Source organism: Bradyrhizobium viridifuturi (assembly GCF_001238275.1).
Classification (GTDB): Bacteria; Pseudomonadota; Alphaproteobacteria; order Rhizobiales; family Xanthobacteraceae; genus Bradyrhizobium; species Bradyrhizobium viridifuturi.
Genome location: NZ_LGTB01000044.1, coordinates 1 through 25543 on the forward strand (window position 1 = coordinate 1; position 25543 = coordinate 25543).

Annotated in this window: 22 protein-coding genes and 1 pseudogene; 13 read left to right on the plus strand and 10 right to left on the minus strand. The window is 64.6% G+C overall.

The features are described from left to right. On the minus strand, positions 1–432 hold a 432-nt coding region (locus ALC15_RS43635), incomplete at its 3' end, for an acyl-CoA dehydrogenase family protein (RefSeq protein ID WP_200914714.1). Positions 433–533: 101 nt separating this feature from the next. On the opposite strand from ALC15_RS43635, the gene ALC15_RS32500 reads away from it, so the two are divergent. From ALC15_RS32500 to ALC15_RS32515, 5 genes are all read left to right on the plus strand, one after another. After that, entirely contained in the window at positions 534–2099 is a 1566-nt protein-coding gene (locus ALC15_RS32500) for a winged helix-turn-helix domain-containing tetratricopeptide repeat protein (RefSeq protein ID WP_050630822.1), read from the plus strand. Positions 2100–2306: 207 nt separating this feature from the next. Next, positions 2307–2873: a cytochrome b gene (locus ALC15_RS32505; RefSeq protein WP_050630823.1), complete on the plus strand. Its 567-nt coding sequence runs from the start codon at positions 2307–2309 to the stop codon at positions 2871–2873. Continuing rightward, positions 2870–3037: a hypothetical protein gene (locus tag ALC15_RS44965; protein WP_167350187.1), complete on the plus strand. Its 168-nt coding sequence runs from the start codon at positions 2870–2872 to the stop codon at positions 3035–3037. The genes ALC15_RS32505 and ALC15_RS44965 overlap by 4 nt, the downstream gene beginning before the upstream one ends. Then, a complete protein-coding gene (locus ALC15_RS32510) occupies positions 3034–5574 on the plus strand; it encodes a cation-translocating P-type ATPase (protein ID WP_050630824.1) in 2541 nt (846 codons plus the stop codon). Before ALC15_RS44965 ends, ALC15_RS32510 begins: the two co-directional genes overlap by 4 nt. Before the next feature lie 144 nt (positions 5575–5718). Further along, entirely contained in the window at positions 5719–6588 is an 870-nt protein-coding gene (locus ALC15_RS32515; RefSeq protein WP_050630825.1) for a DMT family transporter, read from the plus strand. On the opposite strand, the gene ALC15_RS32520 is transcribed toward ALC15_RS32515, so the two are convergent. Beyond that, positions 6585–8048 carry a cryptochrome/photolyase family protein gene (locus tag ALC15_RS32520; RefSeq protein ID WP_050630826.1) on the minus strand — a complete coding sequence of 488 codons (1464 nt, stop codon included), beginning with the start codon at positions 8046–8048 and terminating at the stop codon, positions 6585–6587. The two genes, ALC15_RS32515 and ALC15_RS32520, sit on opposite strands and share 4 nt — an antisense overlap. A 21-nt stretch (positions 8049–8069) precedes the next feature. Continuing rightward, entirely contained in the window at positions 8070–8729 is a 660-nt protein-coding gene (locus ALC15_RS32525) for a peroxiredoxin (RefSeq protein ID WP_050630827.1), read from the minus strand. 103 nt (positions 8730–8832) lie between these two features. Between ALC15_RS32525 and ALC15_RS44305 the strand changes: the two genes are divergently transcribed. Together ALC15_RS44305 and ALC15_RS32530 are read left to right on the plus strand one after the other, a co-directional pair. After that, positions 8833–9027: a hypothetical protein gene (locus ALC15_RS44305; RefSeq protein WP_157860959.1), complete on the plus strand. Its 195-nt coding sequence runs from the start codon at positions 8833–8835 to the stop codon at positions 9025–9027. Between the two features lie 90 nt (positions 9028–9117). Next, a complete protein-coding gene (locus ALC15_RS32530) occupies positions 9118–9699 on the plus strand; it encodes a hypothetical protein (RefSeq protein WP_050630828.1) in 582 nt (193 codons plus the stop codon). Positions 9700–9760: 61 nt separating this feature from the next. Here ALC15_RS32530 and ALC15_RS32535 read toward each other — a convergent pair. The 5 genes and pseudogenes from ALC15_RS32535 to ALC15_RS32555 form a co-directional block, all read right to left on the minus strand. After that, positions 9761–11601, minus strand: a pseudogene (locus ALC15_RS32535) (alkaline phosphatase family protein). 139 nt (positions 11602–11740) lie between these two features. Then, complete coding sequence (locus ALC15_RS32540; protein ID WP_050630829.1) at positions 11741–14965, minus strand: efflux RND transporter permease subunit; 3225 nt, start codon at positions 14963–14965, stop codon at positions 11741–11743. Further along, on the minus strand, positions 14958–16181 hold the full coding sequence (locus ALC15_RS32545) for an efflux RND transporter periplasmic adaptor subunit (RefSeq protein WP_050630830.1): 1224 nt from the start codon (positions 16179–16181) through the stop codon (positions 14958–14960). The genes ALC15_RS32540 and ALC15_RS32545 overlap by 8 nt, the downstream gene beginning before the upstream one ends. A gap of 113 nt (positions 16182–16294) precedes the next feature. Next, a complete protein-coding gene (locus ALC15_RS32550; protein WP_050630831.1) occupies positions 16295–16663 on the minus strand; it encodes a hypothetical protein in 369 nt (122 codons plus the stop codon). A 74-nt stretch (positions 16664–16737) separates the two neighbouring features. Beyond that, positions 16738–16965, minus strand: coding sequence for a hypothetical protein (locus ALC15_RS32555; RefSeq protein WP_050630832.1), 228 nt, complete (start codon positions 16963–16965; stop codon positions 16738–16740). Between the two features lie 93 nt (positions 16966–17058). On the opposite strand from ALC15_RS32555, the gene ALC15_RS32560 reads away from it, so the two are divergent. The 4 genes from ALC15_RS32560 to ALC15_RS32575 all read left to right on the plus strand — a co-directional run bounded on the left by ALC15_RS32560 (position 17059) and on the right by ALC15_RS32575 (position 21554). Then, positions 17059–17565 (plus strand): ArsI/CadI family heavy metal resistance metalloenzyme, encoded by a 507-nt coding sequence (locus tag ALC15_RS32560; RefSeq protein WP_050630882.1) that lies wholly within the window; start codon positions 17059–17061, stop codon positions 17563–17565. Between the two features lie 300 nt (positions 17566–17865). Continuing rightward, positions 17866–18312, plus strand: a complete 447-nt coding sequence (locus ALC15_RS32565; protein WP_128089649.1) for a hypothetical protein — start codon at positions 17866–17868, stop codon at positions 18310–18312. Between the two features lie 113 nt (positions 18313–18425). Beyond that, positions 18426–21137 (plus strand): bifunctional diguanylate cyclase/phosphodiesterase, encoded by a 2712-nt coding sequence (locus ALC15_RS32570; RefSeq protein WP_094194243.1) that lies wholly within the window; start codon positions 18426–18428, stop codon positions 21135–21137. A 120-nt stretch (positions 21138–21257) separates the two neighbouring features. Beyond that, positions 21258–21554: a septal ring lytic transglycosylase RlpA family protein gene (locus ALC15_RS32575; RefSeq protein ID WP_050630834.1), complete on the plus strand. Its 297-nt coding sequence runs from the start codon at positions 21258–21260 to the stop codon at positions 21552–21554. Between the two features lie 20 nt (positions 21555–21574). Here ALC15_RS32575 and ALC15_RS32580 read toward each other — a convergent pair whose 3' ends face one another. Further along, entirely contained in the window at positions 21575–24043 is a 2469-nt protein-coding gene (locus ALC15_RS32580) for a PAS domain-containing hybrid sensor histidine kinase/response regulator (RefSeq protein WP_050630835.1), read from the minus strand. A 90-nt stretch (positions 24044–24133) separates the two neighbouring features. Next, complete coding sequence (locus ALC15_RS32585) at positions 24134–24886, minus strand: thermonuclease family protein (RefSeq protein ID WP_430649214.1); 753 nt, start codon at positions 24884–24886, stop codon at positions 24134–24136. Positions 24887–25071: 185 nt separating this feature from the next. Between ALC15_RS32585 and ALC15_RS47340 the strand changes: the two genes are divergently transcribed. After that, on the plus strand, positions 25072–25200 hold the full coding sequence (locus tag ALC15_RS47340; RefSeq protein ID WP_283806324.1) for a hypothetical protein: 129 nt from the start codon (positions 25072–25074) through the stop codon (positions 25198–25200). Positions 25201–25253: 53 nt separating this feature from the next. After that, positions 25254–25460: a hypothetical protein gene (locus ALC15_RS32590; RefSeq protein WP_050630837.1), complete on the plus strand. Its 207-nt coding sequence runs from the start codon at positions 25254–25256 to the stop codon at positions 25458–25460. Positions 25461–25543: the final 83 nt, after the last annotated feature.

Sequence of the window (25543 nt, forward strand, 5' to 3'; positions counted from 1 at the left end):
CGTGCCGACCGCTCCGGTCGCGCTTGCGACAAAGGCGCGCGGGTCGGCATACCACTCGCGTGCAATGGCCTCATCGAGGTAACCTCCGATCCGGCTCATTCCGGCGCCGTTGCCGACCAGCCAGCCGACCGAGCCATCGATCGCCGAGGCGGCTTCGACGACGCGCGCGAACGCGAAAGGAGACAGCTCGGGCCCGCCGAGCGCTTGCGGCAACCACAGGCGGAACAGGCCGGCATCGGCCAGCGCGGTGAAAACCGCGTCCGGCAACCGCCGTTCGCGGTCGAACGCGTTGCGTTGCGCGGCGATCAGCGGGGCCAGCGCCTCGACGGCTTCGAGCTCGCGGCAAGCTCGGTCCGAAGCACCGGCCATCACGCTCGAGCCGGGGCGGGTCGTCGTCTCGTCCGTCTCAAGCGCACGGGATGAATCGCGCATCGCGCAGTCCTCGATATTGTTCGGACCGCAGCATGATCGTCCGTTTTCCAGAGGTCCTGAATCCATTCCGAAAAAGTTGCAAAAATGTAGTGTCCGGAGCCATGGCGACCATCCACCAGTTCGGTCCCTTCCGCCTCGACGCTGGGGCCGAGACGCTGTTCCGGGAGGCCGAGCCGGTCGCGCTCGGACGGCGCGCCGTGGTGCTGCTTCGGCTGCTCGTCGAGCATGCCGGATCGCCGGTTGCCAAGGATGCGCTGATGGAGGCGGCCTGGCCGGGGCTCGCGATCGAGGAAAGTAACCTGACGGTGCAGATCGCCGCCTTGCGGCGCGCATTCGCCGATCTCGACGGAGGCGCGGCCTGGATCGAGACGTTGCCACGCCGCGGCTATCGCTATGTCGGGCCCCCGGTTGTGAGTGCGTCCGAACCAAGCTCAACCGTATCGTCAGCGCCGGCATTGCCCGACAAGCCGTCGCTTGCGGTGCTGCCGTTGTCCAATCTCAGCGGCGATCTCGCGCAGGATTACTTTTCCGACGGGATCACGGGAGACATCATCGCCGAACTGTCGCGGTTCAGGTCGCTGTTCGTCGTCGCCCGTCACTCCAGCTTCGCCTACAAGGGCAGGGCACCCGAGATCAAGCGGGTTGGCCGCGAGCTCGGCGTCCGCTACGTGGCGGAAGGCAGCGTGCGCACGATCGGTAGCCGGATGCGGGTGATCATCCAGCTGCTCGATGCCGCGAGCGGCTACAGTCTCTGGACCGAACGCTACGACCGCGAGCTCGAGGACATCTTCGCTTTGCAGGACGAGATTGTCCGGGCGATCGTCGCGGCCCTGCCGGGCCGGATGGAGGACGCCGGTCGCGAGATCGCAAGACGCAAGCCGACCTCCAGCATTACCGCCTACGATCTGGTCCTGCTCGGTAACGAGCGATGGCGTCAGTTGACCGTGACGGCGATGGCGCAGGCCAGGGACTATTTTCGACGCGCCGTCGCGCTCGATCCGCAATATGCGCGCGCCCACGTCAACATCGCTTGGACCATCATCTGTGACGTGTTTCTCGAATCGCCCGCCACCGCGACGATCGAGGAGGCGCGGAGCGAGATCGAGACCGCGCTCGATATCGAGGATGGCGATGCCTGGTCTCATGGCGTATTCGCGCAGCTATTGTTCCTGCTGAAGGACGACGCCAAGGCCGAAATCCATTTCAGCCGCGCGCTTGCGCTCAATCCAAACGATGCCGACGTCGCTGCGGTCCTCGCCAACATCCTGGTCTACTGGGGACGCTGGCGCGAGGCGCTGACGTGGATCGGGACGGCCAAGCGGCTCAATCCCTTTCCGCCCAATTTGTACCATTGGTATCACGCGCTCGCCCTGTATTCGGGACGCGACTACGAGCAGGCGGTCAAGGCGGTGATGGAGGCACGGTCTTTCGACCGGTGGTCGCACGGGCTCCTTGCCGCCTGCTATGCGCAGATGGGACGGCTCGGCGAGGCGCAGGCCGAGGCTGAGACGTTCGTCAGCCAGCGATGCCGCGAACTGCATGCGAATGGCCACGCTGCACCTGCGAGAACTCTCGACCTCGCGCGGGCCAGGGCCGACAGATACCGCAATCCCTGCGACCGCGAACATTTCCTCGACGGATTGCGCAAAGCGGGTCTCACCGGTTGACGGCTTGCGGCCGCTCGCGTCTCGAATCCGCAACTCGACGTGCGCGTTTCTAGGCGCGCAGATGTCGCGCGTATCACACAATTCCTTCGATTGCTGGAGAAGCATCGGCCGGTAGGGCGGAAGGGGCCGGCCACAGCGCTGGTTTGATCCGCATCAAGTTCTAGGCCGGCGGAACGGCCTAGGCTTACTTCTGAAGGGTGAGTCGTGATGCGAGCGCGTGACGAATACGGTCCGGTGGCCAAGACTCTGCACTGGGTAACCGTGCTCCTGGTGGTCATCACTTGGACCTTGGGCATTTTCAACGACGATGCAACCCGGCCACTGGGCCTGCTAACTCATATCTGCGTCGGACTGAGCATTCTGGTGCTGGCAGTGGTGAGAATTCCGTGGCGAATTGCCAATCCACCGCCCAAGATCGTTCCTACCGAGTTTGGCAGGTGGCTGATCGAGTGGACCGACCCGGTGTCCTGGGTGATGCACTACGCGCTCTACAGTTTACTGCTGGCAGTACCGGCCTTCGGTATCGCGTTGCAGTTTGCAAAAGGCCACCCGCTGCCGCTGTTTGGTCTCGGAGAAATAGCTTCACCATGGCATGCCGACCAAGCACTCGCTCACAACATCAAGGAAATTCACGAAGTTCTGGCTAATCTCCTGGTGATCCTCGCAACGATCCACATGACTGCTACGCTTTTGCATCACTTGGTGTTCGGCGACGACACCCTGAAGCGAATCCTGCCGGGCGCCGGCAAGCAGACGGAACGCGGGGCGCAATGAGTATCATCCTTCGCATCCTCTTCGTCATTGCGGGAGCGATCGTCGCCTTGTTCGTCGCGCGCGACAGCCTGCACTTCGACTTGATCCAGACGTGGGTGTCCATTGTGCTCGTCGTCGTGGTGGCAGGCATTGCAAGCCTCTGGGCACGACGGCGCAAGGCGTGAGCACACAGGCTTCGCGAACCGGGCTGAGTCAGGCCGAGGCCGAGGCCAGGTTGATCGGGGAAGGCTACAACGAGCTGCCCCGGGCTCAACGCCGCACGCCGCTTCGAATTCTGGTGGAAGTATTGCGCGAACCCATGCTCGCGCTTCTGGCTTGCGGCGGGCTGATCTACCTCTTGCTTGGCGATCTCCAGGAAGCGGTCCTGCTCCTGGTATTCGGCGCCATGTCCATTCTCATCACGGTGGTGCAGGAAGCGCGAACCGAGCGCGTGTTAGAGTCACTGCGTGACTTGACCAGTCCGCGCGCGCTCGTCATTCGCGACGGCGAACGTCGGCGTATCGCGGGCCGGGAGGTGACGCGGGGTGATCTCGTGGTGCTGGTCGAGGGGGATCGAGTCCCGGCCGACGCCATGCTCGCCGATTGCAGGGATCTGCAGGTGGATGAGTCGCTGCTCACTGGCGAGTCAGTGCCGGTACGCAAGCAGGTGGCTGGAGCACCGGCAGAGGATCGCGGGCCGGGTGGTGATGATCAGCCTTTCGTCTATTCGGGCTCGCTCGTGGTGCGAGGTGAAGGCATCGCGGTGGTTACTGCGACCGGACCTCGCAGCGAGATTGGCAAGATCGGACAAACGCTGCAGGCCTTGCAGGCGGAGCAGCCGCGCCTGAAGCAGCAAATGGCACGCTTGGTGCGACTTTGCGCCATTGGCGGTGCCGCGGTCAGCCTTGCCGCGGTCGTGCTTTACGGGACGTTGCGCGGCGAATGGTTGCAGGCTGTCCTGGCCGGTATCGCGATCGGCATGTCGATGCTTCCGGAAGAATTTCCCGTCGTACTGACCGTGTTCATGGCGATGGGTGCGTGGCGAATTTCAAAAGCTCGCGTGCTGACCCGGCGTGCGGCTGCAATTGAAACGTTGGGCGCGGCCACCGTATTGTGCACGGACAAGACCGGTACTCTCACCCAAAATCAGATGTCGGTCGCGGAACTTCGGCTTGCCGACGGAACTTGTCTGCGGACCTCGTCGATTGAGCCGGCCCACATCGAACCGAATGTCGTCGAGTTGGTACGATGTGCTGCCATGGCGAGCTCGCCCGAGCCATTCGACCCGATGGAAAAGGCCTTTCATGACCTTGTCCGCGCGTGGCCGACCAATGATAGGGCGTCCTCCGGATGGAGGCTGACCCGCAGCTATGGACTGCGGCCGGAATTGCTCGCCATGACGCAGCTCTGGGATAACGTCGATGCGCCCGGATATCTTGCTGCAGCCAAGGGAGCACCAGAGGCGATCGCCCGCCTGTGCAAATTGTCCGAGTCGGATCAGGCATCCATGCGGGAGAACGTCGACGTCATGGCCGGGAACGGATTGCGTGTGCTGGCGATCGCCATTGCCGACCATGACGGGGAAGCGCTTCCTTCATCCCAGGAAGGCTTTGCCTTTCGATTCCTCGGTTTGATCGGCATTGCCGACCCCATCCGCAAGAGTGTGGCAGCCGCCGTACGCGAGTGCCGTTCGGCCGGAATTCGCATTACTATGATCACGGGGGACTATCCCGCCACCGCGCGGGCCATCGCGAGCGAAGCGGGGCTGGAGGCTTCCAGCGTGTTGACGGGTGCACAGATCGCAGCCATGGACGATGTGGAGTTGGGCAAGTTTACGAAGAGCGTGAATGTGTTTGCGCGGATCACACCTGATCAGAAGCTACGCATTGTCCAGGCAATGAAGGCCGATGGCGAGACCGTCGCGATGACGGGTGATGGCGTGAACGATGCGCCATCCCTGAAGGCCGCCCACATCGGAATCGCGATGGGCGCGCGCGGGACGGATGTGGCGCGCGAGGCATCGTCAATCGTTCTGCTCGACGACGACTTTGGATCGATTGTCTCGGCCATTCGCCTTGGCCGACGCATCTATGACAATCTGCGCAAGGCGATGACGTTCATCTTTGCGGTGCACGTGCCTATCGCCGGGCTGGCGCTGTTTCCGCTCGCGTTCGGGCTGCCTCTGATCCTCAGTCCGGTGCACATCGCTTTTCTGGAGCTGATCATCGATCCTGTTTGCTCGCTTGTCTTCGAGGCGGAGCGGGAGGAGCGTGATGTGATGAGCCGTCCGCCGCGGCGCGCGGATGCTCCGCTGTTCACGTGGGCTCTGATCTGCTGGAGCGTTCTGCAAGGCTTGGTGGCATTCGCCCTGGTGGCGTTGACATTCGCAATTGCGCTTCGTGGCGGTATGCCACCGGACGAGGCTCGCGCACTTGCGTTCTTTTCCCTGGTCCTGTGTATCGTTGGTCTCGTCCTCGTCAACCGATCCTTCAGCGCTTCGTTTGCCTCAGCACTCTTTCGTCCGAATGCTGCGCTGGTCTGGATCTTGTCGGCCGTCGCCGCCATTCTCGCCACTTCGCTGCTATGGGGACCGGCATCTGCGCTGTTCCGTTTCGGGCCTTTGCACATGGATGACCTGACCGTGACGCTCGGCGCGGGATTGGTGCTGCTGGTTCTGCTCGAACTGCTAAAGCCGATCTGGGCCGCACGTCTCCGTTCCTAGCGCCCCGACGGCAACGCAGCACTTGCTGCGGTGTATGGGTCCCTGTGTTCGCGGGGACGACAGCGTGGATGGGGCACCAGCGCAGCAACCCCACCGAAATTCGCGATTGCCGGCTGCCTCATCTTCAGGCAATGACGGCCCGCAATGAACAAGAGCTTCGAGGAAACTGCCGCTCGTCTGGCGCCGGCGATCTTTGTCGGGCTGTGGAGCACGGGATTCATCGGCACCAAATACGTCATCAACAATGCGGAGCCGCTGACCTATCTCGCGATCCGGATGGCGTTCGTGGTGGTGGTGATGGCGGTCATCGCCGCGGTCGTGCGGCCGAAATGGCCGGACCGGACCGGCGTTTTCCACAGCGCGGTGGCCGGCATCCTGGTGCACGGCTTCTATCTCGGGGGCACCGCGATTGCGATCGCGCATTCGATTCCCGCAGGGCTCTCGGCACTGATCCCGGGGCTGCAACCGATCCTGACCTCGACCATCGCCAACCGCTGGTTAGGGGAGCGCGTCACGCCGCTGCAATGGGGCGGGCTGCTGCTCGGGCTCGCCGGCGTCGTCCTGATCCTGCACGGGCGGCCGATGACCGGCGACGCGGGCTGGGGCTGGCTGGCCTCAGGTGTCTCGCTGATCAGCATCACCCTTGGCACGCTCTATCAGCGCCGCTACTGCAACCAGATCGACTGGCGCGCCGGCAACCTCGTGCAGTACGTCGCGGTGACCATCTTCTTCGGCATCGGCGCCTATCTGTTCGAGACCAACGTGGTGCACTGGACCACCGAGTTCGTGCTCGCGGTCGCCTGGCTGGTGTTCGCGCTGTCGGTCGGCTCGATCGGGCTGCTGTACTGGCTGATCCGCCACCATGCCGCGACCTCGGTGGCGAGCCTGTTCTATCTGGTGCCGGCAACGACCGCGCTGATGGCCTATGTGCTGTTTGGCGAGAAGCTCGACTATGTCGCGATTGCCGGCATGGCGGCCTGCGCCGGGGCGGTGCTGCTGGTCAACCGCCGCTAATCCTTGCCGCGGATTTTCGCGTAGGCCGCAAGCGCGCGTTCGCGGCCCTGCTTGTGGTCGACGATCGGCTGCGGATAGCTCGTCCCGAGCGCGATACCGGCGCTGGCGAGCTCGAGCGGCGTCGCCGTCCAGGGCTGATGGATCAGCTCGTCGGGCAGTTGTGCGAGCTCCGGCACCCAGCGCCTGACATAGGCGCCGTCCGGATCGAACTTCTCGCCCTGCAGGATCGGATTGAACACGCGGAAATAGGGCGCAGCATCGGCGCCGGAGCCGGCGACCCATTGCCAGTTGGCAGGGTTGGAGCCGGCGTCGGCATCGACCAGCGTGTCCCAGAACCAATGTTCGCCGGCGCGCCAGTCGATCAGCAGATGCTTGACCAGGAACGAGGCGACCACCATGCGCACCCGGTTGTGCATCACGCCGGTGTGCCAGAGCTCGCGCATGCCGGCATCGACGATCGGATAGCCGGTCAGGCCGCGCTGCCAGGCTTTTAGCGCCCGCGCATCGCGCTTCCACGGAAAGGCATCGAAGTGCTCCTGCAGATTTCGCATCGCGAGGTCGGGAACGTCGAACAGCAGGTGGCGGCAGAACTCGCGCCAGCCGAGCTCGCTCAGGAACTTGTCGACGTCGCCGGCAAGGCGCGGATGCTCGGCGGCGGCGAAGCGGGCTGCGTACCAGACCTGCCGCGGGCTGATCTCGCCGAAGCGCAGATGCGGCGACAGGCGCGAGGTGCCGTCGCGGTCCGGCCGGTCGCGGTCGTCGGTGTAGCCGCGGATGGTCTCGTCGAGGAACGCCTTCAGCCGGGCCTGGGCCGCGGCTTCGCCCGGCGTCCAGCTCTCGCGCAGCCCGCCGGCCCAATCCGGCCGGGTCGGCTCGAGCTTCCAATCGTCGAGGTCTTCGCTCGCGATACCGCGGACAGAGGTGAGCTGCTTCGGTGTGGGTAATGGCTTCGGCGGATCGCCGAGACCCTGCACGCGTCGCCAGAATGGCGTGAACACACGCAGGCCGCGGTTCTCCTTGTTGCGAATCGCCTTCGGCTCGACCAGCAGGTCGCCTGGGAAAATTGCCGAGGCCACGCCGTCCTTTGCGAGCGCGGCTTCAACATCGGCGGCAACCGCCTGATGCGGTGCTTGCGCGATGTCGTTCCAGAACACCGTGCCTGCATTGGTTTCGCGCGCCACGGCTGCGATCACGGAGGCGGTCGGTCCGGTGCGCAGCACCAGCGTTCCGCCGATCGCCTCAAGACTCTTGCGGAGCGAGCGCAGCGATTGCGCCAGCCACCAGCGCGTCGCGCCCCCCAGGGGGCGCGCGGCTGGAGGTTTCAGGGCGCGGCTGTGTTCGTCGCGGACATAGAGGCCAACCACGGGCGCGCCGCGGCTGGCTGCTTCGTGCAGAGCCGGGTGGTCCGACAGCCGCAGATCGTCGCGGAACCAGACGATGACAGGCTGTGCGCTTGCCACTCGACCTCGTCGTTCCGGCCGTTACTTCGGCTGCGGCACGATACGGATATAGGGCTTCGGTTCCTTCCAGCCCTGCGGGTAGATCGTCTTGGCCTCGTCGTTGTTGACCGAGCCGGCGATGATCACATCCTCGCCCTGCTTCCAGTCGGCGGGGGTGGCGACGCGGTGCTTGGCGGTGAGCTGCAGCGAGTCGATGACGCGCAGGATCTCCTGGAAGTTCCGGCCCGTGGTCATCGGGTAGACCAGCACCAGCTTGATCTTCTTGTCGGGGCCGATGATGAAAACGTTGCGGACGGTCTGATTGTCCGCCGGCGTACGGGTGAGGGGATCGCCCGAGGTCGAGGCCGGCAGCATGTCGTACAGCTTCGACACGTTGTAGTCGGTGTCGCCGATCATCGGATAGTTCGGCGCCGCGCCCTGGGTCTCCTTGATGTCCTCGGACCATTTGGCGTGGCGGTCGACCGGATCGACCGACAGGCCCATAAGCTTCACGCCGCGCTTGTCGAATTCCGGCTTCAGCCGGGCGAGGGTGCCGAGCTCGGTGGTGCAGACCGGGGTGAAGTCCTTGGGATGAGAGAACAAAAGCGCCCAGCTGCTGCCGATCCAGTCGTGGAACTTGACCTTGCCTTCGGTGGTCTCGGCTTCGAAGTCGGGAGCGACGGCGCCAATCTGAAGTGCCATGATTTTACCTCATCTCTTTGAAGTTTCAGAAGAATTTGTAATTGAGGTGGTCTGTTCCAGTATAGGACCGGAAAGGGCTTAAGTGAACGGGTTCTGAAAAAAGGTGAAACATTTCTCCTCGAGCGTGGAATTCCAAGCAACTTGTTTTGATCCAAGCCCCTGCGGCGAAATATCAGATGCGGCACAAAAGCTTGGAAATGCCCAGATAAAGCCGCTTATCGCCGTCATCACGCCGGCCCCGGCTGCTACAGGACTGAACCGTGACAACTTCCAAAGCGACCAAATAGCAACCATCTAAAAATCTCGGAACCCAAGTTCCGAATCATTAACCACTCGTTTACGCCCGCATGGAAAAGCTGGCCTGAGATAGGAATTGAAAGCCCCCACAATGTCTACCCCAAGTACCAAGACCGCTGAGGCTCTCAGCGGTGCGTTGCATCCGTCCTGCCGCAAGACCGCCGCCCACGCGCTGACCATCGTCCGCGACGGCGTCATCACCGGCGAAGGCCCGACCACCAAGGGCCGTATCCATTTCTCCCGGTCACTCGATGCCGATGACGCTGCCTGGTGTGCGCGCATCCTGATGGCGGCCGCGGTCGAGCATCAGCCGGTCAGCCGGGCCGAGATCGAGGCGCTGCTTTCGATCAACGAGGCGGCTGCCGAGCGCAGCGATGGCGGCCGGTTCGACGACCTGCTCGCCAAGGCGATCGCCCACCATGCTGCGTCCGAGTCCGGCCTGCCGGTGCCTCCGCGCACGGTAGCGCTGTCGCCCGAGACCGACATCGGTCGCTGGGCGCCGACGCAGGGTACCAAGATGGACACCAAGGTTCTGGAGTGGATTGCCGGCCGCATGCGCGGTCAGCGCCGCACCGGCCGTGCGCTGGCGGCGATGGTTGCGACGCTGGTCGGCGCGACCGCGCTGCCGCTCGCAGCGCAGCTGCCCAACGTGTTCGACATCGGGATGATGTGAGCATCCGGGGCGATGCCCTGCATCGTCCCGAACGAAAAGCTTCAAGCGAGAGCGGCGGGGATTACTTCCCCGCCGTTTTCTGTTTGCCACTGGTCTCCTCGAGCCCCAGCGTCCGCCCCGGGAACCCGGCGACGTCGAAATAGCGGGTCGAGAGCACGCGCTGGAATTTCAGCACCGTGCGCAGCCCGTTGGCCGACGCCTTCTTCGACATCAGGGTGCCCTCGGCCATCTTCGGCACGATGCCGTTCGGTAGCGCTTCCGACATCACCCGGCCGATCAGCCCGCCATTGTTCGGCGCGCGCAGGCCGAGCAGTTGCGCCGCGGTCATGCCGACATCGGCGTTGCTGACTGGCAGCGGATCGACATAGCCGGCCTTGAAGTCGGGGCCGATCGCCGCGGTGAAGTTGTAGGTGTCGCCGCGGCTGAAGCTGCCATGCATGCCCTGGCCCTGACGCAGCACGGTGTCGGCGATCTGCACCGAGCAGTTGGTCGGGATCTCGCAGCCGCTCGACCAGGAGCGGAAGTTGACTACGATCGACGGGTTCGGCGTCACCGCCTTGCCCTTTAGATTGAGGTTCGACATCGGAAGCGTGCCGGGGAAGTTGCCGAGCTTGTCGTCGACGAACAGGCCGCTGACATAGTCCTGCTCGAGCAACGCCTTGATGGCGCGGTCGGCAAGCTTCTTGTCGCGGTTCGGCAGATAGATCAGGTCCGAGCCGCCGTTGGTCGCGACCACGACATCAGGCTTCGCCGGGTCCTGGCCGAGCACGCCGTTGCCGGCCTCGGGTGGGCGTTGTCGGCGACCTTGGCGTTCTTGTCGTTGGGGTCGAACAGCGGCAGGTTCAACGCCTTGGCGAGATCGATCGCCAGGAAACCCATCGGCAGGAAATCCTTCGGCGTGTCGTCATAGGCGATCTTGGCCGAGGGGCTGGTCTTGCTCTCCTTCGAGATCGTCGAGAAGCCGTGGTCGGAGGAGACCATGATGTTGGTGGTGGCGGACAGGCCGAGCTCGTCGAGCGCCTTGCGGAGCTGGGCGAGGTTGTTGTCGGCGTTCTTGATCCCGGCCATCGAGGTCGGGCCGTTGATGCCGGGGGTGATGGTGTTGAGGCTGTCGCCGGTGTTGTGCTGGCTGCCGTCCGGGTCGCGCGACCAGAACACCAGCACGAACGGCTTGTTGCGCGCCTTGAACATCGGCAGCACGACCTTGGTCGCGACATCGGCCATGTAGGCCTGTTGCGCGACGTTGGCGACCGTGGTGCCCGGCGTCTTGGCGTCGCCCGCCTTGGCATTGTCGCCACGGCTCGGGGTTGCGAGCGGCAGGCCGGCCTTGGTCAGTGCCTCCTTCATCTCGTCGGAGAGCGGCACACCGGTCTTGCCGCCGGTGGAATCGTCGACAACGATCGTGTTCTTGCCACGATCGGTGTGGTCGAACAGCAGGGTCGGACCGACCTTGCCGATGGCGGCGGTGCTGAAGCCCTGGCCGCGCGCCATCTTCAGCAGCGTCTCCTCATTGAGGTAGTCGCCACTGAAGTGATCGTCGATGTCGGCGAGCACCGCGTCGTTCTCGATGAAGGGGACAACGGTGTCGCCGGCCGGCACCGAGGTGTAGCCGGTGTAGATGGTGTTGGAGAAGGTACCGGTGTCGCCGAGATAATGGCCGGTCGAGAGCGCCGAGCTGTTCGCCATCGTGAAGGTCGGAAACAGCGAATGCGAATTCTTGAAGTGGACGCCCTTGTCGCGGATCTCGGCCATCGCAGGCGCCGTCTCCGGCGTCACGATGCCGCCGCGCAGGCCGTCGGGGACGAACAGGATCAAGTTACGGGGTTTTGCGTTTTGCGCGGAAGCGGCGCCGGCTGTGAGCGCGATCATGCTCGCGGACAACAATGTAATGGCACGACGCATTTCGTTATTCCCCCTGGTGAAACCTCGCGGCAGCCCGCCGCCGCCTTCGTTTAGTTTTGCCATATGACAGAAATGTTACAGCGCCGGTTCGGCGCTGCAACTGTCTGGTTTTTCCTGCGGACTATCGGTCAACACACCGTCATTCCGCTGGCTGAATCGCGGTTTTCTCACTGCGCGCAGCACTGCCGGCATGCCCGTACCGTGCATAGAGCGCGGGCAGCACGGCGAGCGTGAGCAGGGTCGCGCTGATCAGGCCGCCGATCACGACGGTGGCGAGCGGTTTCTGTACCTCGGCGCCGGTGCCGGTGGCGAAGGCCATCGGCACGAAACCGAGCGAGGCCACCAGCGCGGTCATCACCACGGGTCGGAAGCGGGTGAGGGCGCCTTGCTCGATCGCCTCCCGCATCGGCACGCCTTGCTCGCGCAACTGCCTGACGAAGCTCAGCATCACGAGCCCGTTCAGCACCGCAACGCCCGACAGTGCGATGAAGCCGACCGCCGCCGAGATCGAGAACGGCATGCCGCGCAGCCACAGTGCCGCGATGCCGCCGGTCAGCGCCAGCGGCACCGCGCTGAACACCAGCAGCGCATCGCGGGCCGATCCCATCGCGGCCAGCAGCAGCAGGAAGATCATCGCAAAACAGGCGGGAACCACGACCGTTAGGCGCTGGCGCGCCGCGGCGAGGTTCTCGGACTGGCCGCCCCAGGTCATCCAGTAACCCGGCGGCAGCTGCACCGATTGCCCGACCATGGCCTGCGCTTCCTCGACCACCGAGCCGAGATCGCGGCCGCGGACATTGGCGGTCACCACGATGCGGCGCTTGCCGTTCTCGCGGCTGATCTGGTTCGGCCCTTCGGTGAAGGAGAATTGCGCGACGCGGTTGAGCGGCAGGCTTTGCACCGGAGAACTCGGCGCCGCCTTCGGCAGTGCGACCGGCAGATTGCTCAGGGCTTCGAGATCGGAGCGCACGCTTTCCGGCAATCGCACCACGATGTCGAAGCTGCGGTCACCCTCATACACGACGCCGGCATCCTGACCGCCGACCGCGGCACCGATCACGTCCTGGACTTCGGAGGCGCTGAGGCCTCGCCGGGCGATCGCCGCCTTGTCGACCTTGATCTCGAGCACGGGCAGGCCGCCGGCCTGTTCGACCTTGACGTCGGTCGCGCCCGGTACGCCGCGCAGCACTGCGGCGATCTGGTTGGCGGCCTTCTGCATCGGTTCGAACTCGTCGCCGAACACCTTGACCGCGATGTCGCCGCGAACGCCGGCGAGCAGTTCGTTGAAGCGCATCTGGATCGGCTGGGTGAACTCATAGACGTTGCCGGGCAGCCGGCCGACCGCCTTCGAGATGTCCTCGATCAGTTGCTCCTTGGTCAATGATGGATCCGGCCATTGATCGCGCGGCTTCAGGATGATGAAGGTGTCGGACGCGTTCGGCGGCATCGGGTCGCTCGCCACCTCCGCAGTGCCGGTCTTGGAGAACACGTACGACACCTGCGGAAAGCGGCTGACAGCCTTCTCGACCGACAGCTGCATCGCCTGCGACTGCGACAGCGCCGTGCTCGGAATCCTGAGCGCATGCATGGCAATGTTCTTCTCGTCGAGCGAGGGGATGAACTCCTGGCCGAGGCGGAAGAACCCGAACAGGGCGGTGGCGAACAGCACGACCGCGACCGCTATGACCGGTACGGGCGTTGCAACCGCGCGCCGCAGCAGCGGGCTGTACCAGCGCTTCAGGGCGGCCACGAGCCAGTTTTCCTTCTCCTGCACGCGGCCGTTGATGCCGATCGCGATCAGCGCCGGGACCAGCGTCAGAGACAGCACGAAGGCGGCCGCGAGCGCGAGGATCACGGTCAGCGCCATCGGCTCGAACATCTTGCCTTCGACGCCGGTGAAGGTGAGGAGCGGCACATAGACCAGCAGGATGATGGCCTGGCCGTAAAGGCTCGGCTGCACCATTTCCACGGCCGATGCCCGCACCGTCGCCAGCCGTTCGTCGCGCATCAGTACGCGGCCGAGGGCGTGCTGCTTCTCGGCGAGGTGACGCAGGCTGTTCTCGGTGATGATGACCGCGCCGTCGACGATCAGGCCGAAATCCAGCGCGCCGAGGCTCATCAGATTGGCGCTGATACGCCCCTGCCACATGCCGATGGCGGTCATCAGCATCGCGATCGGGATCACCAGCGCGGTGATCAGCGCCGCCCTGAAATTGCCGAGCAGCACGAACAGCACCGCGATCACGAGCAGCGCGCCCTCAGAGAGATTGCGCGCCACGGTGCCGATGGTCGCATCGACCAACTGAGTGCGATCCAGCACCGTCTCGACCTTGACGCCCGCCGGCAGGGACGGCGTGATCGCCTGCAGCTTGGCATCGACCGCGGCCGACACGGTGCGGCTGTTGGCGCCGATCAGCATCAATGCGGTGCCGACCACGACCTCACGGCCGTTCTCACTGGCGCTGCCGGTGCGGGTCTCGCCGCCGATCGAGAGCGTCGCGAGGTCGCGGATCCGGACCGGGACGCCGCCGCGGGTGGTGACGACGACGGCGCCGAGTTCCTCCATGGTTTCGAGGCGACCGCCGGACCGCACCACGAAGCCTTCGCCGTTGCGCTCGATGTAGCGCGCGCCGCGGCTGACATTGTTGGCTTCGATCGCCTTGGCGACGTCGGCAAAGGTGAGGCCGAGCGCGATCAGCTTCGCCGCATCGGGATGGACCTGGTATTGCTTGAGGTAACCGCCGATCGAGTCGACGCCGGCGACACCCGGCACCATCTTGATCTGCGGCTTGATGATCCAGTCCTGCACCGTGCGCAGATAGGCGTCCTTCTCGACCTCGCTTTGCAGCACCTGGCCATCCGCCGTCAGGAAGCGGCCGTCGCTTTGCAGGCCCGGTTCGCCGTCGGTCCGTACCTTCTCGCCGGAGTAATGGACGGTCCACATGTAGATTTCGCCAAGGCCGGTCGAGGTCGGGCCGATCCGCGGCTCGATGCCCTGCGGCAGGCGCGCCCGAACTTCGGTCAGGCGTTCGCCGACCTGCTGGCGGGCGAAATAGATGTCGGTGGCTTCGCTGAATACCGCCGTGATCTGCGAGAAGCCGTTGCGCGAGAGAGAACGCGTGCTCTCCAGCCCCGGCGCACCCGCCAATGCCGTTTCGATCGGGAAGGTGATCTGCTTCTCGATCTCCGCCGGCGACAGCGCCGGGGCTACGGTGTTGATCTGGACCTGCTTGTTGGTGATGTCGGGCACCGCGTCGATCGGCAGTTTCGTCAATGCGAAGCCGCCGATGAACATCAGGATCGCCGCCAGGGAGACGACGACCCAGCGCCGCTGGATTGCCAGACCGATGATGCGCTCAATCATGGCCGTGCTCCGCCTCGTCCTTCTCGACCTCGGCCTTCAGCGTAAAAGTATTCTGCACTGCGATGGTCTCGCCGGCGGCGAGACCCGAAACGATCTCGACATCGTCGTCGTCCTCGCGGCCGGTCCGCACCGACCGCGCCTCGAAGCCGTCGGCATCGCGCACGAACACGGTCGGCGTCCCCTTGATGGTTTGAATGGCCTTCTTCGAGACGATCACGGTCGACGGCGCGCCCGACAGCGGGACCTCAGCGGTCACGAACGTACCCGGCTTCCAGCGGTGATTCTTGTTGGGCATGGTCGCGATCACCCGGGCGTTGCGGGTCTCGCGGTCGAGCAGGGGGCTGACGAAGATCACGTCGGCATTGGCTTCATCCCCGGTACCGATGGCGCGGATTTTCACCGCAACGCCTTCGCGGACCGCGCCGATGTCCTCCGGCGAAACCGCGAGATCAACCCAGATGTCGTCGAGGTTGACGATGACATAGAGCTCGCTTTCTTGACCTTCGCGCCCGATCAATCCGCCGAGATCGACGCGGCGTTCGGAGACCCGGCCGCTGATCGGCGCACGCAGGAACTGGGTGCGCAGGCTTTCGGGCGGCTGGTTGGGCAGATCGGCGATCTCGCTTTCCGACAGGCCCAGCGCAAACAGTTTCTGTCGCGCGCCGTCGAGCTTGATCTGCGCGTCGTTCGCGGTCAGCCGCGTGCGCAGGAACTCGTTTTCCGACACGATCCGGGTCTCGACCAGCGTCTTCTGCCGTGCGTAGAGGGTCTGCTGCAGATCGTTGGTCAGCCTGGCTGCGAGGTATTCGCTCTTGGCGTCGGCGACCTCGCGGCTTTCGATGGCCGCGACGATCTCGCCCTTCTCGACGACGTCGCCGAGACGCTTGCGCAGTTCCGTCACCGTCGCGAGCACGCGCACCGAGACGCGGCCGATATGGTCGGCATCGGGGATCAGCGATCCCGGCGCGAGGAAGTGCCGCTTCAGCATGCCGCCGCCGGACTGCGTGAGCGTGATGCCGGCCTCACGAATCTGGTCTTCGCTCAGCTCGACATGGCCGGGGGCCTCATGCTTGGCCTCGGCTTTCTCTGGACCTGCGATCGCAGTCTCCCGCGCGGTGGCCGGGAACTTGACCGGCCAACCGATCCATCCGGCAGCCAGAAAGATCAGCGTAATGCCGGCGGCGACGCCGGCGAAAAATAGAGCAACCCGTTTCATATGCGCCTCTCCGCAGCGCATGCCGATGGCCCTGCGCTGTCGCGACATTGGTCTGTGCGGAAGCGTGCGCGCGGCCCCATGGCAGCGGCGCACGGCCGGTCATGCCGACCGGGTCAGGCGCGGGGTGGTTTGAACGGAGACAGTCGCTCGGCCGACGCCGGCAACTCGATGCTGCTGTCGCCATAGCTGTGCGGCGCATAGGCGATCGGGAACGCGGTTTCCTGCGGAGCTACCGACACGACGTGGGTCAGGCAATGATCGCCGTGCAGCGAGGCCGGATGCGACGGAGCCTTGCCGCCGGTGTCGTTGATCGACTGTGCGATCGGGGCGACGGGAGCTGCGTCGTCATCACGGTCGAAGGTCCAGCCGTGGAAGAACGACAGCACCAGCGCAAGCGAGATCAGTCCCGCAAGCAGGCTGCGCCAGCGGCGCGGTCTCGTTGCGTGAGCGGAAGACTGAATCATGGTGCGCGAAGCGGCCATCAGGCCTACTTAGCGCCGCGACCGCGCGCATTCAAGTTCGGCGCCGCGACAGATTGGCCGTGGATACTATAACGTTACACGCTCTCAGCGGCTCGGCGCATCAGCCAGCGGCGCGCTGCGACGACGGCCCAGATCGCCTCAACCAGACCGAACGGCCAGGCGCCCTGCAGGAAGCCATAGGCGGAGCCGAGCGCGCAAGAAACCGCGAAGGCCAGGATGAACCAGGGACTGCGATCTTCGGCCGCGTAGCAGACGAGCATCATGGTCACGGCGAACAGTCCGAACAGCGTCAGCGCATCCATTCCGCAGCAGAACTCCCCTTGTAAGGCTGTTGATATCTGAGCACGCTTGGGATGGAATATCCATCCAGCGTCGCCGCCCGAAAGGACTGCACCATGAAGCGCATGCATGTTCACGTCGCCGTCAAGGACATCCCGCAATCGGTCGGCTTCTACTCGGCGCTGTTCGGCGCCGAGCCGACGGTCGTGAAATCCGATTATGCCAAGTGGATGCTCGACGATCCCCGGGTCAACTTCGCGATCTCGACCCGCGGCCGCGAGCCGGGCCTCGATCATCTCGGCATTCAGGTCGAGAGTGCCGAAGAACTCGGTGAGGTCTACGGACGGCTTCGCAAGGCCGGCGGCGAGGTCATCGAGCAGGGCCAGACGGTGTGCTGCTATGCCAAGTCCGAGAAGTCGTGGATCGACGATCCCGCAGGCATCGCATGGGAGACCTTTCATACGACGGGCGAGAGCATCGTCTATGGCGACGGCACCGGCGAGCGGACCGCGCGCGTCGCGCACGAGAAGCCGGAGGAGAAACCGGAGGGTAAGCCAAGCGCCTGTTGCGCGCCGCAGCCGCAGGCGGCAGCGCCTGAGGCTTCGGCTTGCTGCAGATCGTAACCGATCGCGCATCTTTTAGCCCGGATGATGCGCGGCGAAATTCGGGACGTCGCCGGCCGCTGAACTGCGCTGCGCTGCGCTTCGTCCGCAGTACGCATCGCCGGTGGAGCCGTTACGTCGACGCAACCGGTTACCGCTGTAAGCAAAGGCTTAATGCCTGCGACATAGTATCGCTCCGATCAAAGCCTTCCCGCTAACCGCCCGGTAACTATGCGGCTCCTGCCAATCAAGGATCCAGAGCGATCCTGGCGTCATAGCAAGGCACAATGGAAGAAGGACGCTGAAGGCGTCGGAGAGGATTTGGCCGCTTTCGGCGGCATCGCCGCGTTCGAAACGCTGACCGCCAGGGAGGGTGACAACCAGGGTCTGTATCACCTGACCGACGGAGAGCGGGTCCACGCGGTTTGCCAGGTCCGGCGTCTGTTGATGAGCCGATATACCGCGCCCGCCCTCAGTGCGCGTTTCGTCAACGTGTCTCCGATTTACGATCTCGGCCTCGCCGATATCGCCGATTACGCGCAAATGCTCGTCGCGTTGTTCTCCGGCGTCGTCTGGCTGTCGCGCGACGCATTGTCGGCCAACCACATCCGGTTTCTCCTGAAGAGCCCAGGTGACTCGCAGTTCTTCGCCGCGCTGAAGGCCGTGACGCCATTCTCGCCATTCTCGAAATTCACCATTGAAGGCGCGTTGATCGAGTGCAGCCTGAAGGAGGCGACGGCGTCGTCGCCCGCAGCGGCGGTCTCCTGACGATCTTCGCGCCGATCGCGTTCTCTGCGTTCCCCTTAACCGTCCGATAACTGATTTTCCTAACGACCCCTTGGGTTGTGTTCCCGTAGAAGGGCACGCGCAGGGGCAGGAAAATGTCGGTTGTCTCAACGAACAGCGTGAAGCCGGAGGATCGGCGGCTGTCGATCAAGGACGTGTTGCGCGCGATCAGGATGGGCGCCATTCAGTGGCTCGTCCTGAGTGCCGCGCTGCTGGTGCTCGCGATCACCCTTGGCACCGGCTATCTCGCGCTGCAGTTTCGCGAACGCACGCTGGAGACGTCAGAACGCGAGCTCAACAACACCGCGCTGCTGCTGTCGCGGCATTTCGACCAGCAACTCAGCGATCTCCAGCACGTCCACGACGACATCGTGAATTATCTGCGCTCGGAGCAGGTCGATACCGCCGACCAGTTCGAGAAGAACATGTCGCTCTTGAGCGCGCACGAGATGCTGCGCACCCGGCTCGCGGCGCTGCCGCATGTCGGCGGACTCAATCTGTTCAACGCCAAGGGATGGCTGATCAACTCGTCCGAGATGTGGCCGGTGCCCGATATCAGCATTGCGGACCGGCGCTATTTCCAGGAATTCACCTCGGGGCGGCCGACATCGCCCGTGATCGTCGAGCCCGCGATGAGCAAGGTGACCGGAAACTGGACCACGATCTTTGCGCGCAAGATCACCGGGCGCAACGGCGAGATCATCGGCTTTGCGAGCCGCGGCGTCGAGCCCAGCCATTTCGAGGATTTCGTGGCCTCGCTGGCGCTGAACGGCGACACCGTGATCTCGATGATTCATCGCGACGGCACCATCATCGCGCGTTATCCGCAGGATTCCGGTTTGGTCGGCCGCAACATCAGCGACCAGCCGCTGTTCCGGAAGGTCATCGGCCTGGGCGGCAACACGTCGGGCCGGTTCGTCGGTGCAGCCGGCGAGGAGAATGTCGGCGCGGTCAGATCGCTGTCGCACTTTCCGATCATGATACTTGCCACCACCAGAACCTCCAGCGCGCTGGAGGACTGGCGCGCCCAGACCAAGCTGCAGTTCTGCGCCGCGGTGCTCGCGGTGCTGATTGTCGTCATGACCATCTTCCGGATCGTCCGTCAGTTGCAGCGGCAGCACGACGCAGCGCAGCGGCGGCTGTCCGAGAAGAGCCAGCACCTCGACACCGCGATCAACACCATGACGCAGGGGCTGCTGCTGTTCGATGCCTCGGCGCGGCTCGTGATCTGCAACGAGCGATACATCGACATGTTCGGCCTGTCGGCCGATGTCGCCAAGCCCGGGTGTCATCTGCGCGATCTGATCCTGCATCGCCAGGCGATCGGCTCGTTCGTCGGCGATGTCGATGAATACTGCGCCCGCTTCACCGATCCCAGGGGCGACGAGGTGCGGGACTCCGTGATCATGACGCCCGACGGCCGCAGCATCCGCCTGATCTACAAGCGCGCGCCTGACGGCGGCTGGGCCACGACGCTCGAGGACGTCACCGACGGGCGGCGGGCACAGGCCCGGATCGAATATCTCGCGCATTACGATGCCCTGACCAATCTGCCGAACCGGACGCTGTTCCAGCGTCACGCCGAGGAATTGCTGCGCGAGACCACCGGACGTGAGTTCGCGATCCACTATATCGACATCGACGAGTTCAAGCGGATCAACGACACGTTGGGTCACCCGATCGGCGATGAATTCCTCCGCCGCGTGGCCGAGAAGCTGCGCCAGTCGGTCGGATTGAACGACTTCATTGCCCGCCTCGGCGGCGACGAATTCGCGATCGTCCAGCATGACATCACCTCGGACGATGACGTCAGCGATTTGGTCGCGCGCATCTATCAGTCGCTGAGGACGCCGTTCGACTGCCTCGGCCACTGGCTGTCGAGCGACGCCAGCATCGGCATCGCGATCGCGCCGCGCCACGGCTCCGACCTGTTCGGCCTGCTCAAATGCGCCGATCTTGCGATGTACGCGGCAAAGGCTGCCGGCCGCAGGACCTATCGTTTCTTCGATCCGGCGATGGAGAAGCAGGCCAATCTGCGCCGCGCGCTGGAGGCCGATCTGCGAAGCGCGTTGTCCGAGGGCGGCTTTGAGTTGCACTACCAGCCGCTGGTCGACCTGCGCAGCGACGAGGTGACCGGCTGCGAGGCGCTGCTGCGCTGGCGGCATCCGGTGCGCGGCATGATCTCGCCGGCGGAGTTCATACCGGTCGCCGAGGAGACCGGGCTGATCGAGGAGATCGGGCAGTGGGTGTTGCGCACCGCCTGCATCGAGGCCGCGGCGTGGCCGGCGCATGTGCGGCTTGCCGTCAATGTGTCGCCGGTCCAGTTCAAGTCGGAGACGCTGGCGCTCAAGGTAGCGAACGCGCTCGCCGAGAGCGGGCTCGATCCGCGCCGGCTCGAGCTCGAGATCACCGAGGCGGTGCTGATCGCCGATGACGATGCGGCGCTGGTCACGCTCGGCCAGCTCCGTGCGCTCGGCGTCCACATCGCGCTGGACGATTTCGGCACCGGCTACTCGTCGCTGCAGTATCTGCAGCGCTTCCCGTTCGACAAGATCAAGATCGACCGCAGCTTCGTCAAGGAAGTCACCCGCAACTCAGGCTCGGCCTCGATCATCCGTGCGGTGGTGTCGATCGCCGCCGACCGCAACATGATCACGACAGCCGAGGGCGTCGAGACCGATCAGCAGCGCGACACCGTGCAGATGCTCGGCTGCACGCAGATGCAGGGCTATCTGTTCAGCAGGCCGGTTCCCGCACAGGACGTCCGGACGCTGCTCGCGGCCGAGGGGGTCGAGGACGCCGCCTGAGGGCTGCCCTGACGCCGGTCTCCGCAGAAAATTCCCTGAAATCGACCGGCCGACGCGACCGACCCGGAACCGAAACCGTGGAACCGCGTTCCCTTGCGGGGCTCGACCGGCAGGCGACCAATGAAGACCGCAATAACGTCCGCGGCCATGCTGCTGTTTACCTCGTGCATGGCGAACGCAGAGAGTGGCCTTGCGTCCTACTATCACGGCATCGGCAAGAGCGGCGAGATGACCTGCGCGCACCGCAGGCGGCCGTTCGGCAGCATGATCACTGTGTCCTATCACGGCAAATCGATCCGCTGCCGGGTCAACGACCGCGGCCCGTTCATTCGCGGGCGGATCATCGATGTCTCGACGACTGCGGCCCGCGCGCTTGGCATCCTGCAGCTCGGCGTCGCGCATGTGGAGATCGAGTAGCGCGCGGCCGGCAGCGGAGGTCAGGGTTTTGAGGCGGTCGCGCGCTGCTCGGCGATCGCCTTGCGGAGCGTGCGTGACAGCGCCTCGACCGAATAGGGCTTCTGGATAAGTTCGAAGCCGCTATGCGCGTTCTCGGCGAGCACGTTGCTGTAGCCGCTGGTCAGCACCACCGGCAGGCCGGGAAAGCGGTCGCGGATCACGCCGGCGAGTTCGACGCCGTTCATGCCGGGCATGATCACGTCGGAGAACACGAGGTCGGCGGCGAACTCGTTCTCGGTGAGGATCGACAGCGCAGCGTTGGCGTTTGCCGCGCGCTTGACCGAATAGCCGAGATCCTCGAGCAGCTCGGTGGAGAACTGGCCGACGTCGTCGTTGTCCTCCACCACGAGGACGCGATAGCCGCGGCCGATCGAGGCCTGCTCGGTGCCCGTGCTGGTCGCGACCTTGGCGTCGACCGGGCGCATCGCCTGCGGCAGATAGATTGTGAAGGTCGCGCCTTGCCCCGGCGTTGAGGTGACCTCGATGTCGCCGTCGGATTGCTTGACAAAGCCGAACGCCTGGCTCAGTCCGAGACCCGTTCCCTTGCCGACCTCCTTGGTCGTGAAGAACGGTTCGAAGATCGCGTCGAGATTTTCCGGCGAGATTCCGGTACCGGTATCCTGGATCGAGACCGTGACGAAATCGCCGCTGCGCGAGGCCTGCGCGCGCAGGGCAGGGATGTGCTTGACCTTCCGCACGCCGATGGTCAGCTGGCCTTCGCCGTTCATGGCATCGCGGCCGTTGACCGCAAGGTTGATCATCGCGGTCTCGAACTGGCCGATATCGGCGATCGCAAAACAGTCGGGATCCTCGATCCGGACCTCGATATGGATCCGCGCGCCGACCAGCGGCCGGATCAGCTGCACCACGCTGTCGACCTGGGTCCCGACATTGAACACTTCGGGATTGAGCGGCTGCCGGCGCGCGAATGCCAGCAGTTGCGCGGTCAGCTTGGAGGCGCGCTCGACGGTCTCGGCGATCGCGTCGATATAGCGGCGGCGACGTTCATCGGGCAGCTCGCGGCGGCGCAGGAAGTCGGTCGCAGAGCGGATGATGGTGAGCAGATTGTTGAAGTCGTGCGCGACGCCGCCGGTGAGCTGGCCGACCGCTTCCATTTTCTGCGATTGCCGCAGGGCCTCCTCGCCGCGGCGCCGCTCGGTGATATCGACGGCCTCCGGCACCGCGCCGACGATCGTGCCGTGCTGATCGCGCAGCGGCCGCATCTCGAAGTCGAAATGGCGCTCGCCGATCGGCAGTCGCAGCGGCAGTTCGGATTTGACGTCCTCGCCGCGCATTGCCGTGGCGAAGGCATTCTTGATCGTTTCCGCCGCGCCTTCGGTCGCGCTGAACCAGGGAGTCTCCCAGAAAAGCTTTCCAACGACATCGGCGGCGCGGGCGCGAATGCCGGCCAGTGCGGTCCGGTTGGCGTAAAGCAACTCGCCGTCCTGGTTGAGCAGCCCCTGATGTTGATGGCTGGTCTCCAGGATCGCGCGCATCTGCGCCTCGCTGGACTCGAGCTGCGCGGTCCGTTCGATGATGCGCCGCTCCAGCGACTCGTTGAGCTTGCGCAGCTCGATCTCGGCTTCCTTGGCGGCTGTGATGTCGTGGGCGACGCCGATGAAGCCGATATGCCTGCCATTCGGGTCCCAGCGCGGCTGCGACTCCGAACGTAGCCAGCGCCAGTCGCCTGCGGCGTTCCGGTAGCGAGCCTCGAGCACGAACGGCTTGAGCGATAATTCGCCGGTGATCTGCTCCTGCAGGATCTTCGGCAGGTCGTCGGGATGCAGCGCCTTGCGCCAATCGAACACGATCGCTTCCTCGAACGGCAGCCCGAGGAAGTCGAGATAGGCCTGGTTGGCGAAGGAGCGGGTGCGGTCGAGCTTGGTCACCCAGATCGGCACCGGCGCGCTGTCGGCGATCAGGCGGAAGCGTTCCTCGCTCTCGCGCAGGGTTTCCTGCGCCAGCATCTGATCGGTGACGTCGAGATCGGCGCCGACCAGCCGCAGCGCGCGGCCGCTGCGGTCGCGGTCGATCTTGGCGACAACACGAATCCAGCGGCTCTCGCCGTCGTTCGGCCGGATGATGCGGTACTCGGCGGTGTAATCCTCGCCGCCGGCCTTGAGCACATCGAACAGGTGCTTGATGGTTCGCTCGCGATCGTCGGGGTGGATGCGCGCGACCCAGTTCTCATAGGTCTCGTTGATCTCTTCGGGCGGCAGCCCATGCACCAGCAGATATTCGGGGGAGCGGCGGTTGTGCACGCCGTCGCGGAAATCGATCTCGAGCCCGCCGACCCGCGCAATGCGCTGGATCCGCGCCAGCTCGGCCTCGCGCTCCTGAAGCTCGCGATGGGCGCGATCACGTTCGCGCGCGATCTCCTCGAGGTGCTGCCGCAGCCTTTCGGCTGCCGCAGCTTCGGGTAGCACATCAGAGGGATCGGGAGGGGTCATTCGCGCCGGCAACCTCTTGGCGCAGTCTCACACAGGACGTGGCGGCTTTGCCAGCGTGATTTGTCGCATCGCCGCTCCTTCGCTTGCCCGTCACTTGCTCTTGGGCGGGCGGCAATTATAGGCCCTGCGGAACCCGGCGGCCTGTGCATCCTCCTCGGAGCAGAACCAACGATCCGGATTGCCGAGGCCCGGGTAACTGCGGCAGGCCTGCAAATGATAGATGCCGATATTGCCGGTGACCCGGGCGCGCACGGCGTACTTGCCCTTGATGTTGCAGCTTGCCGGCATCGGCAGGTCCGCGGGGAAGAGCGCGTCGCGGATCTGGGTGTCGCGATCGGCCGGGCAGGCGTTTCCGAGCAGGGCGCCATCCTTCCTGGCGGTGCGGAAATCGCGCGGTGCCACGAAGCAGCCTTTCCACAGCCCGGCGCGATTGTCCCTGGCGGTGGCTTCGTCCGGCTTGAATCGGCCAGTGGCCGACGTCTCGACGTTGAGGGCATATCCCTTCTGCACCAGCACCTGGCTGAGGCTGGTCGGGTCACCCTCGATCTTGCAGACGCCGAGGCGGCGCTTCTTGAAGGTCGGATCGACGCCGATATCGTCGCAATGAACAGGCTTGCCGCCGATCAGCTTGGTGAGTTGGTCAAGCGCTTCCATGCCGCAGGTCCATACGTCGGCGTGCTCGTCGATGCAGAGCTGGTCGACCGCCGGCGCGTCGATGCCGTCGAGCCGGTAGGTCGTGTTGCCGAGCTGAACCGTGCCGGCGTCCTTGATGACCGCAGTGGTCGCGGGGCCCGCCGTCGCTGACGGGACGGGGCTCGCGGACAGGCATGTCAGGAGAAGCATCGTGATGACCGGATGTCGAAACCGCATTTTCTCACTTCAGATATCTGGCGGGCAACCGGACTTCTAGCACAGCCCGGTACGATCCAACCAAGGACTGTTCGCGAAAGCTGCGTGCGCGCCGTCACATCGCGATCGGTGTTCCGCGGCGTAGAACTGCCGGACATTGCGATGGGAGAGATGCAGGCATGGCCGAATTTATCGTCAACGTCCTCGTCGAGATCGTCACCGACATCTGGACCCTGCAATATCTCGCGCGCCGGCGCCGGAAGAAAGCGGCGGCGCAGGAGGCCACGTCCGATCAAAGATCCAATTGACTTGATGAGAACAAAATAGGAACATGACGCGTCACCTAAATCCCGGATACCTGATGATGTCTGCACGGCCCGAATTTGACGACGATGACGGGCTGGAAGCGGCTGTCGATCAGGCCATTTCCGCCTGCGGAGGGAATCTGCGCGCGACTATCCGGGCGCTGATCGTGGCCAATGAATTCCTGGAGAACGAGGTCAGCGAGCTGATGAAGGCCGTTGCCAAGGCTCACTCCCGCGGCCGCTTCAAGACCTATACGGGCTGAACTCCCCCTCGGGCTACCGTCAGAGACCGGCCAAGGGCCGGGCAGGGATCGCATTCAACCGTTGCCTCCGGGGCAATTTGCTG

Coding starts and splice junctions, on each gene's coding strand:
- ALC15_RS32500 (WP_050630822.1), top strand. CDS start 534: ATGGCGACCATCCACCAGTTCGGTCCCTTCCGCCTCGACGCTGGGGCC.
- ALC15_RS32505 (WP_050630823.1), top strand. CDS start 2,307: ATGCGAGCGCGTGACGAATACGGTCCGGTGGCCAAGACTCTGCACTGG.
- ALC15_RS44965 (WP_167350187.1), top strand. CDS start 2,870: ATGAGTATCATCCTTCGCATCCTCTTCGTCATTGCGGGAGCGATCGTC.
- ALC15_RS32515 (WP_050630825.1), top strand. CDS start 5,719: ATGAACAAGAGCTTCGAGGAAACTGCCGCTCGTCTGGCGCCGGCGATC.
- ALC15_RS32525 (WP_050630827.1), bottom strand. CDS start 8,729: ATGGCACTTCAGATTGGCGCCGTCGCTCCCGACTTCGAAGCCGAGACC.
- ALC15_RS32530 (WP_050630828.1), top strand. CDS start 9,118: ATGTCTACCCCAAGTACCAAGACCGCTGAGGCTCTCAGCGGTGCGTTG.
- ALC15_RS32540 (WP_050630829.1), bottom strand. CDS start 14,965: ATGATTGAGCGCATCATCGGTCTGGCAATCCAGCGGCGCTGGGTCGTC.
- ALC15_RS32545 (WP_050630830.1), bottom strand. CDS start 16,181: ATGAAACGGGTTGCTCTATTTTTCGCCGGCGTCGCCGCCGGCATTACG.
- ALC15_RS32550 (WP_050630831.1), bottom strand. CDS start 16,663: ATGGCCGCTTCGCGCACCATGATTCAGTCTTCCGCTCACGCAACGAGA.
- ALC15_RS32555 (WP_050630832.1), bottom strand. CDS start 16,965: ATGGATGCGCTGACGCTGTTCGGACTGTTCGCCGTGACCATGATGCTC.
- ALC15_RS32560 (WP_050630882.1), top strand. CDS start 17,059: ATGAAGCGCATGCATGTTCACGTCGCCGTCAAGGACATCCCGCAATCG.
- ALC15_RS32570 (WP_094194243.1), top strand. CDS start 18,426: ATGTCGGTTGTCTCAACGAACAGCGTGAAGCCGGAGGATCGGCGGCTG.
- ALC15_RS32575 (WP_050630834.1), top strand. CDS start 21,258: ATGAAGACCGCAATAACGTCCGCGGCCATGCTGCTGTTTACCTCGTGC.
- ALC15_RS32580 (WP_050630835.1), bottom strand. CDS start 24,043: ATGACCCCTCCCGATCCCTCTGATGTGCTACCCGAAGCTGCGGCAGCC.
- ALC15_RS32585 (WP_430649214.1), bottom strand. CDS start 24,886: ATGCTTCTCCTGACATGCCTGTCCGCGAGCCCCGTCCCGTCAGCGACG.
- ALC15_RS47340 (WP_283806324.1), top strand. CDS start 25,072: ATGGCCGAATTTATCGTCAACGTCCTCGTCGAGATCGTCACCGACATC.
- ALC15_RS32590 (WP_050630837.1), top strand. CDS start 25,254: ATGATGTCTGCACGGCCCGAATTTGACGACGATGACGGGCTGGAAGCG.